The organism is Wolbachia endosymbiont (group A) of Urophora cardui, assembly GCF_964028435.1.
GTDB lineage: Bacteria > Pseudomonadota > Alphaproteobacteria > Rickettsiales > Anaplasmataceae > Wolbachia.
On record NZ_OZ034774.1, the window covers coordinates 263,654 to 281,697 of the forward strand.

The 18,044-nt window shown below is 35.4% G+C and carries 17 protein-coding genes and 3 tRNA genes; 11 read left to right on the forward strand and 9 right to left on the reverse strand.

Annotation, left to right across the window (positions count from 1 at the left end; all coding sequences use genetic code 11):
• Window positions 1-3: 3 nt before the first annotated feature.
• The 4 genes from ABWU38_RS01310 to ccmE all read left to right on the forward strand — a co-directional run bounded on the left by ABWU38_RS01310 (window position 4) and on the right by ccmE (window position 4,057).
• Entirely contained in the window at window positions 4-1,446 is a 1,443-nt protein-coding gene (locus ABWU38_RS01310) for a NuoM family protein (protein WP_253309434.1), read from the forward strand.
• Window positions 1,443-2,807, forward strand: coding sequence for an NADH-quinone oxidoreductase subunit N (locus ABWU38_RS01315; RefSeq protein WP_265045032.1), 1,365 nt, complete (start codon window positions 1,443-1,445; stop codon window positions 2,805-2,807). The genes ABWU38_RS01310 and ABWU38_RS01315 overlap by 4 nt, the downstream gene beginning before the upstream one ends.
• A gap of 17 nt (window positions 2,808-2,824) precedes the next feature.
• Window positions 2,825-3,547 (forward strand): biotin--[acetyl-CoA-carboxylase] ligase, encoded by a 723-nt coding sequence (locus tag ABWU38_RS01320; RefSeq protein ID WP_253309436.1) that lies wholly within the window; start codon window positions 2,825-2,827, stop codon window positions 3,545-3,547.
• Between the two features lie 117 nt (window positions 3,548-3,664).
• Complete coding sequence (gene ccmE, locus ABWU38_RS01325; protein WP_253309438.1) at window positions 3,665-4,057, forward strand: cytochrome c maturation protein CcmE; 393 nt, start codon at window positions 3,665-3,667, stop codon at window positions 4,055-4,057.
• Window positions 4,058-4,134: 77 nt separating this feature from the next.
• Here ccmE and ABWU38_RS01330 read toward each other — a convergent pair whose 3' ends face one another.
• From ABWU38_RS01330 to ABWU38_RS01340, 3 genes are all read right to left on the reverse strand, one after another.
• Window positions 4,135-4,563, reverse strand: a complete 429-nt coding sequence (locus tag ABWU38_RS01330; RefSeq protein ID WP_253309439.1) for a hypothetical protein — start codon at window positions 4,561-4,563, stop codon at window positions 4,135-4,137.
• Window positions 4,564-4,684: 121 nt separating this feature from the next.
• Window positions 4,685-4,999, reverse strand: a complete 315-nt coding sequence (locus ABWU38_RS01335) for a hypothetical protein (RefSeq protein ID WP_253309440.1) — start codon at window positions 4,997-4,999, stop codon at window positions 4,685-4,687.
• A 62-nt stretch (window positions 5,000-5,061) separates the two neighbouring features.
• On the reverse strand, window positions 5,062-5,409 hold the full coding sequence (locus ABWU38_RS01340) for a hypothetical protein (RefSeq protein WP_353272342.1): 348 nt from the start codon (window positions 5,407-5,409) through the stop codon (window positions 5,062-5,064).
• A 147-nt stretch (window positions 5,410-5,556) separates the two neighbouring features.
• Between ABWU38_RS01340 and ABWU38_RS01345 the strand changes: the two genes are divergently transcribed.
• The gene (locus ABWU38_RS01345; protein WP_341819653.1) at window positions 5,557-5,775 is read left to right on the forward strand and encodes a hypothetical protein; all 219 of its coding nucleotides are present in this window, start codon (window positions 5,557-5,559) and stop codon (window positions 5,773-5,775) included.
• Complete coding sequence (locus ABWU38_RS01350; protein ID WP_353272343.1) at window positions 5,762-7,423, forward strand: recombinase family protein; 1,662 nt, start codon at window positions 5,762-5,764, stop codon at window positions 7,421-7,423. The genes ABWU38_RS01345 and ABWU38_RS01350 overlap by 14 nt, the downstream gene beginning before the upstream one ends.
• Here ABWU38_RS01350 and ABWU38_RS01355 read toward each other — a convergent pair.
• Both ABWU38_RS01355 and ABWU38_RS01360 read right to left on the reverse strand, forming a co-directional pair.
• Window positions 7,367-8,566, reverse strand: a complete 1,200-nt coding sequence (locus ABWU38_RS01355; RefSeq protein ID WP_353272344.1) for an MgtE intracellular N domain protein — start codon at window positions 8,564-8,566, stop codon at window positions 7,367-7,369. The genes ABWU38_RS01350 and ABWU38_RS01355 overlap by 57 nt on opposite strands.
• A 198-nt stretch (window positions 8,567-8,764) precedes the next feature.
• A tRNA-Ala gene (locus ABWU38_RS01360) sits at window positions 8,765-8,840 on the reverse strand.
• A gap of 442 nt (window positions 8,841-9,282) precedes the next feature.
• Between ABWU38_RS01360 and ABWU38_RS01365 the strand changes: the two genes are divergently transcribed.
• Together ABWU38_RS01365 and nuoF are read left to right on the forward strand one after the other, a co-directional pair.
• Window positions 9,283-9,355 (forward strand) — tRNA-Lys (locus ABWU38_RS01365).
• Window positions 9,356-9,374: 19 nt separating this feature from the next.
• Window positions 9,375-10,628, forward strand: a complete 1,254-nt coding sequence (nuoF, locus tag ABWU38_RS01370) for an NADH-quinone oxidoreductase subunit NuoF (protein ID WP_353272345.1) — start codon at window positions 9,375-9,377, stop codon at window positions 10,626-10,628.
• A gap of 28 nt (window positions 10,629-10,656) precedes the next feature.
• On the opposite strand, the gene infC is transcribed toward nuoF, so the two are convergent.
• The 3 genes from infC to nuoI form a co-directional block, all read right to left on the reverse strand.
• Complete coding sequence (gene infC / locus ABWU38_RS01375; protein WP_253309442.1) at window positions 10,657-11,175, reverse strand: translation initiation factor IF-3; 519 nt, start codon at window positions 11,173-11,175, stop codon at window positions 10,657-10,659.
• A gap of 12 nt (window positions 11,176-11,187) precedes the next feature.
• A complete protein-coding gene (thrS, locus tag ABWU38_RS01380) occupies window positions 11,188-13,089 on the reverse strand; it encodes a threonine--tRNA ligase (protein ID WP_353272346.1) in 1,902 nt (633 codons plus the stop codon).
• Window positions 13,090-13,339: 250 nt separating this feature from the next.
• The gene (gene nuoI / locus ABWU38_RS01385) at window positions 13,340-13,822 is read right to left on the reverse strand and encodes an NADH-quinone oxidoreductase subunit NuoI (protein ID WP_038199316.1); all 483 of its coding nucleotides are present in this window, start codon (window positions 13,820-13,822) and stop codon (window positions 13,340-13,342) included.
• A gap of 213 nt (window positions 13,823-14,035) precedes the next feature.
• Here nuoI and mnmE point away from each other — a divergent pair, with 213 nt between their 5' ends.
• From mnmE to ABWU38_RS01400, 3 genes are all read left to right on the forward strand, one after another.
• Window positions 14,036-15,385 carry a tRNA uridine-5-carboxymethylaminomethyl(34) synthesis GTPase MnmE gene (gene mnmE, locus ABWU38_RS01390; RefSeq protein ID WP_353272347.1) on the forward strand — a complete coding sequence of 450 codons (1,350 nt, stop codon included), beginning with the start codon at window positions 14,036-14,038 and terminating at the stop codon, window positions 15,383-15,385.
• Between the two features lie 47 nt (window positions 15,386-15,432).
• Window positions 15,433-15,520 (forward strand) — tRNA-Ser (locus ABWU38_RS01395).
• A gap of 168 nt (window positions 15,521-15,688) precedes the next feature.
• Window positions 15,689-16,705, forward strand: a complete 1,017-nt coding sequence (locus ABWU38_RS01400) for an NAD(P)/FAD-dependent oxidoreductase (protein ID WP_353272348.1) — start codon at window positions 15,689-15,691, stop codon at window positions 16,703-16,705.
• Between the two features lie 734 nt (window positions 16,706-17,439).
• Here the strand turns inward: ABWU38_RS01400 and ABWU38_RS01405 are convergent.
• Window positions 17,440-18,018: a hypothetical protein gene (locus ABWU38_RS01405; protein WP_265016513.1), complete on the reverse strand. Its 579-nt coding sequence runs from the start codon at window positions 18,016-18,018 to the stop codon at window positions 17,440-17,442.
• Window positions 18,019-18,044 lie beyond the last annotated feature (26 nt).

Sequence of the window (18,044 nt, forward strand, 5' to 3'; positions counted from 1 at the left end):
AAGGTGTTGTTACTTAGTATATTCTTGCTTCCACTGATAGGAGCGTTGATTTTATCCTCGATCAGGATTAATCATCAATCTATACACTTAAGATTCCTTGCCCTATTTTTTGCTGTACTTCCATTTTTGCTTAGCATTGTAGCTTGTATAGAATTTGATTATAACAATGCGGACTTTCAGTTTGTCAGCTATCCAGTAAGAGATATTGGAATAGGGGTGGATGGAATATCGTTGCTTTTCCTTCTACTTACGACCTTCTTGTTTGTTATTTGTATGCTCTATAATTGCAAAATGAGTTATACGACCCTAAAAGCCTATATGGCATTATTTCTACTGCTTGAGAGTTTTGTAGTCGGTTTTTTCGTTTCACTGAATGCTATAAGCTTTTATGTGTTTTTTGAAGCTGTCTTAATACCAATGTTCTTTATTATTGGCATTTGGGGAGGGAAGCAAAGGATATATGCGACGTTTAAGTTATTTCTTTATACATTAACTGGCTCATTATTATTTCTACTTGGGTTGGTATACATCTATAGTGTTTTTGGAACGTTTAGTATACAAAAATTAGCTACATTAGTGCCAAGCCTTGATCTTGAAGTGCAGTCATTGCTGTGGATTGCATTTTTTATTTCTTTTGCAATAAAAGTACCTATGTTTCCATTTCACACTTGGCTTCCTGATGCGCATGTGCAATCACCAACTTCTGGGTCTGTGATTTTAGCTGGCTTGCTTATTAAAATGGGGGGATATGGATTTTTAAGGTTTTCTATTCCAATGCTTCCTCAGGCAAGTTTGTATTTTTCAAATTTCGTTGTTGTGCTGAGCATTATTGCGGTGATATATGCTTCTCTAGTTGCGTTTGCTCAAGATGATATAAAGAAGTTAATAGCTTATTCTTCAATAGCACATATGGGAATCGTTACCGCTGGCCTCTTTTCATTTTGTGAGGAAGGAGTACTGGGTAGCATATTTCAAATGATTAGTCATGGCCTTATTTCTGCTGCTTTATTTTTGTGTGTTGGAATGCTATATACTCGAACTGGAACTTTGGAGATTGCAAAGTACTTTGGCATAGTAAATACAATGCCAAAATTTGGTTTTATGTTCATTTTGTTTTCAATGGCTTCAATAGGGCTACCTGGAACATCTGGGTTCATAGGTGAGTTTTTGGCTATGGTTGGAATGTTTAAGAGCATAGGTTTTTTTACAGGATTTATCGCACTTGGCACTATTTTAAGCGCAGTTTATATGCTGAATTTATGTAAGCAAATAATATGGGGGGTTAGCTATTCTAAATTATTAAATAATCGCTTGGATAGCATAGAATTTTCTGTCTTAATTCTGCTTGCAGTGTTTGTTATTTTGCTTGGATTCTACCCAACCCTTGCACTGAATTATTTGAAGCCATGTATGGCAAATTTGTTAGTCAAATATAATGCGCTATGAATTATATACAGATATTGCCGGAAACGTTCTCTATTATCTCCTCGTTAGTGTTGCTACTGCTTGGAATTATATTTAACCGCCGAACTATCAACTTATTAGCACTTGGCTGCACAGTGGTAACTTTGATTATTTTAATTATTTCGGCAGAAAACAATGAAATTTTTCTCTTTAATTCGTTGTTAAAACTCAATTTATACATCAGGTCAGCCCAAGGGTTAATTCTCAGCACAGGAATTTTAATACTTTTGATGCTGAATTTATCAAAATATGACTATAAATATGAATTTTCAATACTGATTCTTTTTGCGCTATTTGGCATGATAACTTTGGTTTCAGCAAATAGTCTGATTTCTTTTTACTTAGCTTTTGAGTTGATGAGTATATCTTTATATGTTCTTGCGAGCTTTAATAAAGATTCAGCTTATTCATGTGAAGCAGGAGTGAAATATTTTACACTTAGTGCACTATCTTCCTGCATTATGCTATATGGAATGTCGCTGCTTTATGGATATACAGGACAAGTCAATTTCTCTGAGCTCTGTTCATTCTTGCAAAACCATCAGATAACTTATGGAATAGTTTTTGGGTTAGTTTTTATCCTTATTGGTTTGTGTTTCAAGCTTGCTATTGCTCCTTTTCATATGTGGGCTCCAGATGTCTATCAAGGTGCACCTACCATAGTAACTGCGTTTTTTTCTACGGCCCCAAAAGCTGCACTTGTAACATTTTTAATTCGATTGATGAATGAAGAGTTAGTAAATGTAAAAAGTTATGTTCAGCCTATTTTCTTATACGTTTCAGCATTGTCTGTGCTTATCTCAGCTTTTGGGGCCTTGCGTCAGCAAAACTTAAAAAGGCTGCTTGCTTACAGTTCAATTGGTCACATTGGTTTTATATTTGCTTCACTTTCTATTTTTACACAAGCAGGAACAGATAGTGCCTTAATGTATTTGGTGATATATATCATCACAAGCATAGGACTATTCTCATATCTCGTACAAATTGACGATGACGATTGTGATATTGCAAATTTATCTGGTATAGGGAAGAAACACCCAATTGTAGCATTTCATCTTTCTGTACTGTTACTCTCGATGTCGGGAATACCTCCACTTGCAGGTTTTATCGCTAAATTTTTTATATTCAAAAGTTTAATAAATTCTGGCTTTATCAGCCTGTCTTTGATCCTTGTAATAGCGAGTGTGATATCATGCTACTATTATTTAAATATCATGAAAGTTATGTATTTTGATAAAGCTAGTGGTAATAAGGTTGCTTATTCTAAGGGTCTATTCATTATCACTTCAGTGGCTTCACTTATCAACCTCGTTCTTTTCTTATACGTTTTACTCACTCATTGAACTAAAGGGCTGACAAGGTGATCCCTAAGGGCTTTCATATTCATCATTACAAAGAAGTTTCAAGCACTAACGAAGAAGCGTTAGATTTAATTGATAAAGGAATATCAAATGAAACTGTCATTATTGCTGATAAACAAACAGAAGGTAGGGGACGCACTGGAAAAAGCTGGATTTCTCCAGAGGGTAATCTCTATGCGAGTTTGATAATTAACCAAGAAACGGATGTCAGCAAATTGACAGAATTGACTTTTGTTACTGCTCTTGCTGTTGGCAACACGTTACTATCATTTATAAGTGACAGTAACGTTCAACATAAATGGCCAAATGACATTCTAATCGATGGCAAGAAAATAAGTGGAATATTGCTTGAAAAAAGATCCAATTCGAATTGGCTCATTATAGGAATTGGAATTAATGTCAATCATGCACCACTTCCAGGAACAACGTGCATTAGCAATTACGGTGAATCTGTGTCTAACATGGATCTGTTAAAGGAATTAATAATAAATTTTAATAAGCTAAGAAAGCAATGGCTATTTGATGGGTTTTATGCTATAAGAGAAATGTGGTTAAAAAAAGCATTCAAAATGAATGAGCAAATCAGTGTAAAGTTAGCTGACAAATTGTATGAAGGAATTTTTGCTGATATAGATAAAAGTGGTAAATTGGTGTTGCAGCAAAAGGATGGAAGCTTAATTTATTTTGATGCAGGTGAGTTATTTATTGATAATGCATTATGAATACATATGTAATTTTTGCTTACCTTATTAGTTTCACGCTGATTGCTGGAGAGCTAATTTTTACCATTTCTTGCTATATTAAAAGTAAAAAAATCTTAGAGGGCCTTAAAAGTAATAATGAAGAAGAAACATAAGCGATTACTTATAACTTCAGGAATTTTCTGCTTTTTAAGTTGTGCAGTTTTTTTTATTTTAACAACGCTCAAAGAAAATATCTCATTTTTCTATACAGTAAGTGAGGCAATAGTTTTACCAAATAATCAAAAGCCAATCCGTGTTGGTGGAATGGTTGTTGAAAATAGTGTGATACGGAGCGAAAGCGAAGTGATTTTTCAAATGACAGATTTTAATAAGAGCGTTATGGTGAAATATCAGGGAATACTTCCACCAATGTTTTCAGAAAAAAGTGGTGTTGTTGTGCAAGGTAAAATGTTTGATAATAGTACTTTTCTTGCAGATACAGTGTTTGCAAAACATGATGAGAACTATATGCCGAAAGTTTTAAAATAGATTCCCTAATTCAGCTGTATTGAAACGATATGTAGAGAGAGTAACAGCCTGCTAGCAAGCTGTTACTTTCCTAACTACTATAATATATCAGAGTGAGTTGGCGCTTCCCATTCATCTATGTTATCACCACCAGTTGTTCCTGTTTTTAATTTTCCAACCTCTTCGTTTAGGTTGTCAAAGTTTTCTTTCAAAAATTTAAGATCCTTCTTATTATCCATAACTAGCTCTTCAACCCTATTTGAATTATCATACAATTCATCCATATAATCTTGATGACCTTTCAACACGTCATTCAATTTAGGAACAAATGTGTCATTTAAATCTTTGACTAGTTTATCTAGAATTTTGTGGACGTAATCGACCGACGCATTCTTTTCTTTATTGCCTTCAAAAGATTTAGGCTTAATTTTGACCTCTATGTCATTTATTATTCTACGATTGGTACCGCTCATTCTGCTTGTTACTCCAAAGTTGCTTTCGCTTTCTTTTACACTGTAATTACTCATATTAACTCCTATAAAAAATTAGAATTTAAAACTAACTAGTTACCTTGAAATGGTATGTGAAAAAAGTAATAGCCCACTGGGCTATTACTTTTTCTTATTTTTGCTAATTATTAGCTATTTTCTATCCTAGTGGATTTAACTCTGGAGAAAAAAAGGTGTTGGGATTTGTTATGTCAGAATCCGTGAATGAATCTACTTCATCTCTCAATTTATCGATTTTCCCAATTAAACCTGAATCTTTATCACCAATTTCCTTCTTTATTGTAGATAAGTGCTGTGTGGTTTGGCTTACTACATTATTGATATGTTTTATTATGGGATTGACTGATTCTACAAATGTGTCAGCTTTTACCATCCCTTTAGTTCCTGTTATCTCTTTTAATGGTGCCTCAATTAACTCCACATTAAATTTTTTATCTTCTGTTGAATTATTCATGTTTATTAACTCCTTAAATAATAATATTAAAAATAATGTTATTCATTATCTTCTGTAATCTGCTAAACAGATATGGAGTAATCCTGAACAGTATAAGCATCATTACTGTTAAGGTAATACTCTTCATTTACTACAGAAGAATGTTGATAGCTAAATTGATTGGGGTTAACTATATCATCACCTTCCAGCAATTCCTTAAGTTCTTCAAGTTTTTCTTTCATTTCCTCTTGTTTCTTGTTTTGTTCATCAAACTTCTCTTTTAATGCATCAATAATAGCTTTAGACTGATCTTGATTGCTGAGATCACCAATCACAGCTGTCACTTTCTCATAAGGCAGTTTGTGAATGATGTCTTTAAGCTCTTCTGCGCCTATGTTATCCAAAAGTTCTTTAAACTGCTCATTAGACATATTGCGAGCAAATACCCCTGCAACAATGTTGCAACAAACATAAAACTAAAAAAAATAATTTCCCGGCAGCTTCTACTCAAAGAACGAGGAGTTGTTTTCACTTATAGAACCAACGATCAACTGACCATCTGTTTCGATGAGTGATATATGAACATATTTATATATTTTCAAGGAAAGCTCATGGGAAAAAAGAAACTGACTGTTCGTGTTAGCTATAGTTATGAACCTAATCGGTTAGCAGAATTGTACTTATTAGATGCATATAAAAAACTAGCATTAAATAAACAAGTAAATGGGAGCCAAAAGGAGAAAATTTTTGAATGTAACAATAGAATCAATTTAAGGGGGAGCAATGATAACTGTTAGTCTGTACGCGAGAGTTTCTTCAGGAAAACAAGTGCAAGGAGATACAATAGCAAGCCAAATTACTGCTATAGAGAATAAGATTAGTGCTGATGGACATAAATTACTAAGTGAATATAAATTTATTGATAATGGTTATAGTGGCTCTGATATAATACGTCCTAGTTTAGAAAAATTAAGAGATCAAATAGCAGAAGGTAATATTAATAAGGTTTATATTCATTCTCCTGATCGTTTGGCTCGCAAATATGTACATCAAATGTTATTAGTTGATGAATTTAAGAAATTGGGTGTAGAAACAGTTTTCTTGAATTGTCAAATTGACGATAATCCAGAATCTCAATTACTATTACAAATACAGGGTATGATAGCAGAATATGAACGTGCAAAAATTATGGAACGAAGTCGTAGAGGCAAGATTCACGCAGCCAATAAAGGCAGTATAAATGTAATGAGTGGAGCTCCTTATGGCTATCGTTATATAAATAAGCATATAGGAGGAGGACAAGCCTTTTTTGAAATTAATGAAGAGGAAGCTGAAGTCATTCGTAAAATGTTTTTTTGGGTGGGAAGGGGAAGAGTAAGCATTGGAGAAGTATGTCATAGATTAAGAGCTATGTCCATCGTAACACGAACAGGAAAAAGGTATTGGGATAGGAGTGTAGTCTGTCGTCTATTACAAAATCCTGCTTATAAAGGACAAGCAGCATTCGGTAAAAAAAAGCTAGGAGTAAAATTAAAACACGTAAGACCACAGAAACGCTCTTGTGAGCAACCGAAAGACAATTATTCTACTTTTCGTACTGATAAAGAAAATTGGATTTATATTCCTGTACCTAATATTATAAACGAAGATTTATTTGATATAGTTCAAGAACAGCTAACTGAAAATAAAAGAATAGCTAGGAGAAGACGAATGGGAGCAAATTACTTGTTGCAAGGTTTAACAGTATGTCAGCTTTGTCATTATGGATATCATGGTATTAGCACTTGCTCTAGCGCTCGTCGAACATATTATCGTTGTACTGGTACGGAGCGAGGTCACTTTGGTGGCAATAAAATGTGTAATAATAGAATGATTCGTACAGATGTATTAGACGTGGCTGTATGGGAAGAGGTAAAATACCTATTGAAAAATCCTACTCGGATATTAGAAGAATACAAGCGTAGACTTTCAGAGATTAAAAAATCACCATTAGATCAAAAAAGTGACTTTCTTGAGAAAAAAGAAGATCAATTAAACTGTGGCATTGCAAGGCTTATTGATGGCTATACTCAAGGATACATCAATGAAGAAGAGTTTAAACCAAGAATTAAAGCAATGAAACAAACCTTACAAATGATCGGAGAGCAAAAGAAAAAGATATTTGATCAAAAAAGACTTGAACAAGACTTAACTCTAGTGGTGACTACTTTAGAAGAGTTTTCTTCTAGCGTTAACTCAAGTCTTGATAACGCAGATTGGCTAACTAGACGTGATATCATTAGAACATTAGTTAAGCGAATTGAGATTAACCATGAAGACGTGCATATCGTGTTTCGAGTAAAAGAGCTGCCAGACTCTTTCACACACAGTGGAAAAGCGGACCAAAGTTTATTGCAACATTGTTGCAGGAGTCAAAGCTTGAAGTTTGTCTGGGTTATCAACTAAAGACTTAATGATAATCTGAATCTTATTAGGATCAGTTAAATCTCGAGCTACTATTGCAAGTTTCTTGTGGTCTAGCTTATTAATTAAATCATGTAATCTATCTCCTTCTAAATTGTGTACTAGGGCTGGAAGTCGATTTTTCAACGTTTCGTCCAAAATAGTGTTTATACTTTTCTCATCTGCATCTTTTATTAGTTCTACAAACTGATCATTGCTTATTGTCTTGATAGCCTCCAGAAACTGATTCATTTTAAGGTGAGGGAAAATTTCTTTTACTTGGTCTAGATTTAAGTCTTTCACTAGGTTTGTAAGCTGATTTTTATCTAAAAGAGGAACAATTATTTGTAACTTTTCTGGATTTAGTTCCTGAGCAAGGGTTTTTAGCTGGTGATTGGTTAGATGATCCACTAAAGCTTGGAGTTGTTCATCCATTAAGTTCTCTGCTAAGACCTGCAACTGGTTTGAATTTAGTTCAGGAATTATTTTTTGCAGCTGCTCATTCGTTAAATTCTGTGCTAAAATCTGGAGTTGATTTGAATTCAGTTCAAAAATTATTTTTTGCAGTTGAATAGGTATATCAAGTAACATATTATTCACTATTTCCTTTATTTCCCCTGCATTACAAGGTGCTACGTTTTTTTGCAGCGCTGTATTGTAAGGTGAATCGATAATATTTCCTTTTTTATCTGAGAAATAGTATTTACCACTTTCGTCTCGCGTTACGTATTGATACGATACAGCTTGTGCAAGAAAATCCACACTACTGTATCTTTCACTGTTATCTCCTACACTAGTTACTACGTTTACTAGCTGATCATTAAGGTATATAAGAGAATTATTAGTGGCATCTCGGTTATACCAGTTATTAGCGTTCAGACTTTGTCCCGATTCATTAAGACAAGTATACATTCCGTTATGAAATTGACAGAAGTTTACGTTTAGTGTTAGCACCTCTTCACTTTTATCATTCAGCGGTATAAAAGCAAGTTTAGCAATTTTGTATGGTCTACTCACATCAGCATTATCTCTGCCAGAAAAAGAGGTTCCTAAACAAACATTTTTGCCTGGATAGCATGTCATTCCTTCGCTTATCACAAGAGACTTTCCAGGTACCATCTTAAAAACATGCTTTTTTCCACTCATAGGCATTACCAATAAATTAACTGTTAGTATTCTAACATTTATTGATTAATTTATTATTAAATTGGTATATATTAGAATTATAATAACAAACATTACTTGCATAAAGAAAAGTTACAGAAAGAGGGATTTTTTAGGGAACTAGTATAAAATACTAATGGGCTAAAATAAGCTGACTTTATGATATGCTAGAACCTATATTGGTGGAGGCAAGCGGGATCGAACCGCTGACCTTCTGCGTGCAAAACAGATGCTCTACCAGCTGAGCTATGCCCCCAATTCTTGCTTAAAGCATAAATCACTCAGGCTGAAATGCAAGAAATATTTATCTGTTATAGCTAAACTGACTTAGATTTACTGACAATTTGAAAAACCGTCATTCCGCTGCGTGTTAGCGGAATCTATCTGCAGCAGTGTGACGTGTTAGCTATAGGCTATTGCTAAGCATTATAATAGTGCACAAATTCTGCAGGGTATATACAGTTTTCTATTTTTCTTATCTCCTTAGCGTTATACTTCACACCATCCAAATAAATCTGTGAACTGAAAATTAACAAGAAGTTTTCCTTTAAAAATTTTTTAAATTATCCATAGATTTTTTAACTAAATTATCACTAACGCAGTATATTATATAATTTATTTAACCACACATGAAAATTTTAGTTTGATTAAAACGGATAAAAACTGTATTGATGTTTAGTATAGCTGAAAAATGAAATGATCCCGTAGCTCAGCCGGTAGAGCAACTGACTTTTAATCAGTGGGTCACGCGTTCGAATCGCGTCGGGATCACTCACAAATTTTGAAAAACATGCTAAAAGAACAAGACAAAATATTCACCAACCTAAATGGTAAAGAAACTCCACTACTTAAGGGTGCAAAAAAACGTGGTAGCTGGCAAAAAACAAAGGAGTTACTAGATTTAGGATCAGAAAAGATCATTGATGAAGTAAAGAAATCTGGTTTGAGAGGTCGAGGGGGTGCAGGATTTTCCACCGGCCTTAAGTGGAGCTTTATGCCCAAAAATCTCCCAAAAGCATATTTAGTAGTCAATGCAGATGAGTCAGAACCTGGTACATGTAAAGATAGAGATATATTGCGATATGAGCCACATAAGTTACTTGAGGGAATTCTCCTAGCCGGCAAAGCGATCAGCGCATCAGTTGCGTATATTTATATCAGGGGTGAATTTTATAATGAATATTTAGTTCTAAAAAAAGCACTTGAGGAAGCCTATAAAGAAAACTTAATTGGAAAAAATGCCTGCAAATCAGGTTATGATCTTGATGTGTTTATCCATAGGGGTGCAGGAGCTTACATATGTGGGGAAGAAACAGCTCAACTCGAATCAATTGAAGGAAAAAAGGGCTTTCCTCGCATGAAACCTCCATTTCCCGCAGGTGTTGGACTTTTTGGCTGTCCAACCACAATAAACAACGTTGAAACTATAGCCATGGTTCCAGATATTCTAAATCGCGGAGGAGAATGGTTTGCATCTCTTGGTAAACCAAATAATACTGGTACTAAGATTTTTTGTATTTCAGGACATGTAAACAACCCGTGTAATGTTGAAGAAGAGCTCGGAATTCCACTACGTGAATTGATTGAAAAATACGCAGGTGGAGTGCGAGGGGGTTGGGATAATTTACTTGCTGTAATACCTGGTGGGTCTTCAGTGCCATTAATTCCAAAATCTATATGCGATGCTATTGAAATGGATTTTGATTCATTAAGAACCGCACAATCAGGGCTTGGTACTGCTGCTGTAATAGTGATGGATAAATCAACTGATATAATAGCTGCAATAGAGAGGTTATCACACTTTTACATGCATGAGTCCTGTGGACAATGTACACCATGCCGTGAAGGTACTGGATGGATGTGGAGGATTATGAAGAGGATGGTGGCAGGAGATATTAAGCCTGATGAAATAGATAAGCTGCTTGACCTTACAACTCAAATAGAAGGACATACAATTTGCGCGCTTGGTGATGCTGCAGCTTGGCCGATTCAAGGATTAATAAGACATTTTCGCCATGTTATCAAAGAGAGAGCGATAATTTAACTCTACTTATACTTCTTAAGCCGTTTTGCTACTTAGCAACCAAAGTTAAAAAATATTGATTTCCTTCTCTTTTAGGTGCTAATTCTACCTTTGCAATATCTTCAGTGTCTCTAATTAGCCGTTCTAATTTTTCCAGTCCAACTTCAGTGTTTATAAGCTCTCTCCCTCTAAATCTCATTGTAACTTTAATTTTATGTCCATGCACAAGAAAATCCATTGTTTGACGCAATTTTGTTTCGTAGTCGTGATCACCAATATTGGGACCCAGTTTAACTTCTTTTATAGTTAATGCTTTTTGTTTCTTTTTTGCTTCACTTGCCTTCTTTTTTGCATCATATTTTTGTCTGCTGTAATCCAGAACTTTACATACTGGAGGAGTTGAATCAGGTGCAATTTCCACCAAGTCTAAACCGACATTCTGAGCAGATGCCAAAGCTTGTTCTATTGGCACAATTCCGACCATTTCACCACTGTGATCAACTAAGCGTACCTCCTTAGCTGTGATGAGTTCATTAATTCTATTTTTATTGTTCTTTTTTATTTGCAAACTTTAACTCCCTTAATTCAAATTAACACTTTTTAACAGCGATTCAGTAGCCTTTTCCAAAGAAAAAGACTCCTGTCTTTCTGATCCTAAATTTCTCACTGACACAGTTTTACTTGTAACTTCATTTTTGCCTATAATCCATAATATAGGAACCTTGTTTGAACTATGCAAACGTATCTTATAACTAATTTTTTCATTGGTCAAATCAGTCTTGACTCTCACACCTTGTTCTTTTAAAATATTGCTAATTTCTGTGGCGTAACCGTCAGCTTCATTTGTAATGGTCAGAATAGCAAGTTGCGTTGGAGCAAGCCAAACTGGAAATTTTCCTGCATAATTTTCTATCAAAATTCCGATAAAACGCTCAAAAGTCCCAAGAATTGCCCTATGTAACATGACAGGGTGATGCTTGTGCCCATCTGCCCCTATATAAAAAGCTCCCAGACGTTCTGGTAAAATGAAATCAACTTGTAATGTTCCACATTGCCAATTTCTGCCTATTGCGTCTTTCAAAACGAACTCTAATTTTGGACCATAAAATGCACCTTCACCAGGGCTCAGTTCATAACTCAAGACCGCTTCTTTAACGGCTTCAAGCAGCGCTTTTTCAGCTCTATCCCACACTTCATCATTACCGGCTCTAATATCTGGACGGTCTGAAAATTTCACAGAAATTTCATTGAATCCAAGCTCTGAATATACTTCTTTTAAAAGGTCACAAAACTTTACAGTTTCAGAATTTACTTGTTCTTCCATACAAAAAATGTGTGCATCGTCTTGCGTAAAACCACGCACTCGCATCAGTCCGTGCAATGAGCCTGAGCTTTCATTTCTATGGCATGTACCAAACTCTGCCATACGTATTGGTAGATCACGATAGCTTCTCGTGTGAGAATTAAAAATCTGCACATGACAAGGACAATTCATAGGTTTTATTGCTAGCTTTTTGCTTTCAGATTCATCAACAATGAACATATTTTCACGAAATTTATCCCAATGTCCCGACTTTTCCCACAGTTCTTTACTTACCAAAATAGGAGTTTTTACTTCAAAATAGCCATTATTTATCAATTTCTTTCTTATATAAGACTCAAGAACATTATATAGAGTATATCCTTGTTCATGCCAAAAAACCTGCCCGACAGCTTCCTCTTGGATGTGAAATAAATCCATATCCTTAGCAATTTTGCGGTGATCACGTTTTTCTGCTTCTTTGAGACACTCAAGGTAAGCGTTTAATTCATCCTTATTTCTCCATGCGGTGCCATATATTCGCTGTAACATTGGACCCTTAGAATCACCACGCCAGTATGCTCCTGCAACTTTCATAAGCTTAAACGCTTTGACTCTGCCAGTTGAAGGAGAATGTGGACCGCGGCATAACTCAACAAAATCGCCTTGTCTATAAACAGTTAGGTTTTCACTCTCTGGTATAGAGGATATAATTTCAACCTTATATTTTTCGCCTATACCACTAAAGAAATCAACTGCCTGCTTGCGAGTCCAAACCTCTCGAACAAATCTGTGATTACTTTTTACAATCTCTTTCATTTTCTTTTCTATTGCAGCAAGATCATCCGTAGTGAAGGTACGATCTGTAGCAAAATCATAGTAAAAACCGTCCTGAATTGTTGGGCCAATAGTAATCTGAGTATTAGGAAATAGCTCTTTCACTGCCTGCGCCATTATATGAGCAGCATCGTGCCTTATTATGTCCAAACCCACTTCGTCACTCAGTTGTATCACCTCTATCTCTGTATCAGATTCAATTTCACGTGAGAGATCATACAACTCACCGTTTACTTTCAATGCAACTGCTTCTTTCAAAGCATCCAGTTGTAATATATCAAAGCCAGTGACTTTATCGTCATATTCTTCTATTCTTTTTTCAGCTGGAAAAGTAATTTTAATCATTTATCGACCCTTTTGTCTAACCCTCTCTTTGTCATCCCAGTGCGTGACACTGGGATCCATCTTATTTTTATAATGGAAATTAGTTTAACGTATGCTCCTAAAATCTGTTGTCCATTGCACAATTTACAAATATTTTTATACCTGGATCCCAGTGTCACGCACTGGGATGACAAAAAAAGGAACACTGAAATGACAGAAAAACAGCACCTGGGTAACAGAGGAATGATTTGAAAGCTATAAATTTTTAACATCAGTAGTACGGTCTATTCTTTTTTAACCTGAGTGCAATTGCGTCTTCCCAAACTTCACCATTACGCAATAACTTTTCTTTATTGTACATTAGCTCCTCTCTTGTTTCAGTAGCAAATTCAAAGTTAGGACCCTCCACAATTGCATCAACTGGACATGCCTCTTGGCAAAGTCCGCAGTATATGCATTTTGTCATATCAATATCATAGCGCGTGGTGCGACGACTACCGTCTTCTCTTTCCTCTGCTTCAATAACTATTGCTTGAGCAGGGCAGATAACTTCGCATAATTTACAAGCTATGCATCGTTCTTCACCGTTTGGATACCTACGCAACGCATGCTCACCACGAAACCTTGGACTTAAAGGGCCCTTCTCCATAGGATACCTCAAAGTAACCTTTGGCTTAAACATATATTTTAATGTAATAACAAACCCTTTAATTAACTCTACAAAAGACCAATACCAAGCTAATTTCTTGAGCATAAAATATTTAAAACCTATGTTGATAATTATAAATCATATTATCAGTTTTCAAAATAAATATTTTCACCTGAGTGACCTTTGCAGTTTTTTATATAATGTATTTATTAATATGATATTACTATAAACTAGCAAGATAGATAAAAATTTTGAATATTTTCAAATTAGGTATTTTGGTTTCTTAAGTGTAATATTGCTAAGTAGTTTATATAAATAATGACAAACACAAATGAAACTATTTTCGCTTTATCGACCGTATTGGGTAAGTCAGGAGTTGCAGTAATCAGAATTTCAGGCAACTACGCGCTTAAAGCTTTAAATCATTTTCATATTAAGAAAGAAATTAAACCAAGATTTGCTACTTTAGTTGATCTATATGATGATTCCAATCAATTGATAGATAATGGAATAATCATCTATTTCCCTGCTCCAAACAGTTTCACTGGCGAGAACGTTATAGAGTTACAAGTGCATGGAAGCAAGGCAGTCATAAAAATCATCTTGGAGGAATTATCAAAAATTTTCGTTATGGCCAAGCCTGGAGAATTCTCACTTAGGGCTTTTCTAAATAGTAAATTTGACTTAACGCAAATAGAAGGGATTGCAGACTTAATTGATGCTGAGACGAAAATGCAAGCTAAACAAGCGATTAAGCAGATATCGGGAGAATTGGAGAGACTATACAGCAATTGGAGGCAAAGATTAATAACGATACAATCCAAAATCGAAGCATATATAGACTTTCCAGAGGACATTTGGGCAGAAAAAGAGGACATTTGGGCAGAAAAAAGTGAATTGAAAAAAATTAATAATGAAGTGCAATCTCTCGTGCAGTTGATACAAGAGCATTTAAATGATAATAGACGGGGCGAAAGGTTGCGTGAGGGTTTACATATTGTAATAACTGGTGAACCAAATGTCGGTAAATCAACTCTATTTAATTTCTTAGCCAAGCGTGATATTGCTATTGTTTCTGAATATGCAGGCACAACAAGAGACGTGCTTGAAGCTCATATTGACATTGGCGGATACCCAATCATTCTCTCTGATACTGCTGGAATTCGTGAGAGTTCAGACCCGATAGAATCAGAAGGCATAAGTCGAGCAAAAAAGAGGTCTTTTGAAGCTGATCTAAGAATAGAACTATTTCCTTTTGAACAACGTTATAATATCAATTGCAACGTTGTAAATAGCGATACTATTTATGTATTGAGCAAAGCTGACGATGCAATTAATGACAGAAATATACTGATTGGCGATGTAGATTTTCTACCTATTTCTATTTTAAAGGGAATAGGTACAAACAAGTTGATCTCTCTCATAAAAAAGAAGGCAGAGGAAAAATTTGGGCATGATAGAGACACTCCTGTGATTACTCGGCAAAGACATAGGAGTCACATGCAGAAAGCACTGGAACATTTACAACGTTTTAATATCGATAATCCAATTGAGTTGATATCTGAAGATTTGAGGCTTGCTGCATTTGAACTTGGTGCGGTGATTGGAATTATTAATGTTGAGGAAATATTGAGTAGTGTGTTTAGCAACTTTTGCGTGGGCAAGTAAAGCTTTTATAGATTGCTTAAAATCAAATGTTGTGATAGAAAAGAAATGGACGGATGGCCGAGCGGTTTAAGGCACCAGTCTTGAAAACTGACGTACGTGATGAGCGTACCATGGGTTCGAATCCCATTCCGTCCGCACAGCATCCCGCGATGTTAGCTGATTTTTAGAGCTTATTTGGACTATGTGGTTCATAACGCTGGAAATCTTATCTAATCTAGCCACATCTTTTAAAAATACATCCCTTTGTAAATTGACCTTATTAGCGAAGAAAGCTAATATCTATAAATAGATTACCATCTGAATATGAAAACCGATATAGTAATAATAGGTGCAGGGCCTATTGGAATATTCACTGCTTTTCAAGCGGGAATGCTTGATATGAGATGTCATATAATAGATGTTTTGGATCAAGCAGGAGGACAATGCACAGCTCTTTACCCAGAAAAGCCAATATATGATATACCTGGTTATCCTGTAATTACTGCCCAAAAATTAATTGAGCAATTAACGGAGCAAGCTTCACCATTTGAGCCTGTTTACCATTTAAGTCAAAAAGTGGAAAAGATTTCGAATAACTGTGATCAAAGCTTTACTATCATAACTAACACAGGTACAGAGGTAAAATGTAAGGCTGTTATTGTTGCTGCAGGTAACGGAATGTTTGAACCTAACCGTCCACCCTTAAGTGGTATATTAGAATATGAAAATCAATCTGTATTTTACAGTGTAAATAAAATTTCTGATTTTCAGGACAAAACTATAGTCATTGCGGGGGGGGGTGATTCTGCAGCTGATTGGACTGTAGAACTTTCTAAAGTTGCAAAGAAAATTTATGTGATACATAGAAGAAAGGAATTTCGCTGCACTCCTGAAACTAGAAATAAATTAGAATCACTTGAAAATGATGGAAAGATAGAACTGGTAGTGCCATATCAATTACACGAACTAGCAGGAGGTAATGGGCAGTTGAGCGCAGTGATAGTAAAAAACATTGCCTCTAAGGAAGAAAAAGAAATATCCGCTGATTCTTTGCTGCCATTTTTTGGATTGTCAATGAATCTTGGTCCAATAAACAGTTGGGGTATAGAGTTAGAACATGGCCGCATAATTGTCGACCCAGCTACACTTAGAACCAGTAGAGATAGAATATATGCAATCGGAGATATAGCTACTTATCCAGGCAAACTCAAGTTGATACTAAGTGGTTTTGCCGAGAGTGCCATGGCTTGTTATGACATATACAAAGTAATCCACAACTCTCCAGTCAATTTTCAATACTCGACTTCAAAGGGAATTCACGGAAAAGAAAAACTTACTTGACACCCTTCGCCAGCCCCCTTATCATGAAACTGAAGGTATTCAGTTATCTTCATCTGTGCAGATTAAACAGCAAGAAAACAACGTAGTTGGCGTCTTATTTTTAATTTTTTGCACTATGTGCACCTTATGTCTTCACAATATTTCTAGGTTTTTACCTATATAAGCTGAAACGCGCTTATAAGTCGTTTAAGACAGTATAGTACGCCAATTTGCAGGATTAGGGAGTGAACACTAATTACCACGGGGTTTCTTTTGCCTTTTTTTCTGCTTAGTAAATTTCTTAAACATTTAAACTAAGGTTAGTTGCATTTAAAAGCAGCTAAATTGCAGTGTTTAAGGCTTAAAAAACGCCAATACTGAAAATAGACAATGACTAGGGCTTCTTTTGCCTTTTTTTTCGTTTAGTAAATTTCTTAACGTTTGTAGCTAAACGACAACCGTCATCCCGCTGCTTGTTAGCGGCCAAGAGATACCGTGACGATATGATGTAGGACTGCTGTCATCCCGCTACGTGTTAGCGAGATACCGCGAATGAATCGCGGTATGACGGTGTAGATGATGGTTAAGTATCCCGCTACTTGTTAGCGGCTAAGAGATACCGCGGCGGTATATTCGTCATCCCGCTGCTTGTTAGCGGGATCTCTTGTTAGCGGCTGAGATACCGCGGCGGTATGACGGTTAATTATTCTGCGGCGGTATGACGTAGGGTTGCACTAGCTATATCATGCATTTTATTAACCGACACTATAAACAACATCCTTACAATTATGAGATTGGACTACAACTTGCTCAAGCGTTAAGCTGCTGCGTTTAGCATCTTTACTGTGGTTTTCTCCAAGAACCTCTGTTCTTTCTTGTTTTATTTCTTCAATGAATTTCTTGTTAACGCTTTCAGTGTTAATCTTTTCCTGAGAATATATAAGGTTAGTGCAATTTGTTTTGTTATAATAATGCACGCCAAAACATACAACTAATAATGCAAGTACACCTGAGCCTATAAGCAATGATAACCCTATGTTATTAGTCAAAGGGTTTTGGTAAAATTTTTGTACGTTATTAACACCGCCTTCCGCGTACAGCAATAAAGGAAGTGCTATATTTGCAGCAACTACACCGGTCAGTAATGCAGTAAATAGTGGCCTATTGTTAATTACTGATTCTATTTTATTAGTTCTACTAATTACTTTTTCATCAATGTTAATGAAGTCGTTTTTAGATTCCCAAGCATTAAATATAAAATTTGAATGAGTGTTGTTGTTATACTCTAATCTTACAGATTTTATAGCTTTATTTTCTGGCTGATGCTTTAACACCTCATCTAAAATTCCATCCGCATTTT

Coding starts and splice junctions, on each gene's coding strand:
- ABWU38_RS01315 (WP_265045032.1), top strand. CDS start 1,443: ATGAATTATATACAGATATTGCCGGAAACGTTCTCTATTATCTCCTCG.
- ccmE (WP_253309438.1), top strand. CDS start 3,665: ATGAAGAAGAAACATAAGCGATTACTTATAACTTCAGGAATTTTCTGC.
- ABWU38_RS01330 (WP_253309439.1), bottom strand. CDS start 4,563: ATGAGTAATTACAGTGTAAAAGAAAGCGAAAGCAACTTTGGAGTAACA.
- ABWU38_RS01335 (WP_253309440.1), bottom strand. CDS start 4,999: ATGAATAATTCAACAGAAGATAAAAAATTTAATGTGGAGTTAATTGAG.
- ABWU38_RS01340 (WP_353272342.1), bottom strand. CDS start 5,409: ATGTCTAATGAGCAGTTTAAAGAACTTTTGGATAACATAGGCGCAGAA.
- ABWU38_RS01345 (WP_341819653.1), top strand. CDS start 5,557: ATGAACATATTTATATATTTTCAAGGAAAGCTCATGGGAAAAAAGAAA.
- ABWU38_RS01350 (WP_353272343.1), top strand. CDS start 5,762: ATGATAACTGTTAGTCTGTACGCGAGAGTTTCTTCAGGAAAACAAGTG.
- ABWU38_RS01355 (WP_353272344.1), bottom strand. CDS start 8,566: ATGAGTGGAAAAAAGCATGTTTTTAAGATGGTACCTGGAAAGTCTCTT.
- nuoF (WP_353272345.1), top strand. CDS start 9,375: ATGCTAAAAGAACAAGACAAAATATTCACCAACCTAAATGGTAAAGAA.
- thrS (WP_353272346.1), bottom strand. CDS start 13,089: ATGATTAAAATTACTTTTCCAGCTGAAAAAAGAATAGAAGAATATGAC.
- nuoI (WP_038199316.1), bottom strand. CDS start 13,822: ATGCTCAAGAAATTAGCTTGGTATTGGTCTTTTGTAGAGTTAATTAAA.
- mnmE (WP_353272347.1), top strand. CDS start 14,036: ATGACAAACACAAATGAAACTATTTTCGCTTTATCGACCGTATTGGGT.
- ABWU38_RS01400 (WP_353272348.1), top strand. CDS start 15,689: ATGAAAACCGATATAGTAATAATAGGTGCAGGGCCTATTGGAATATTC.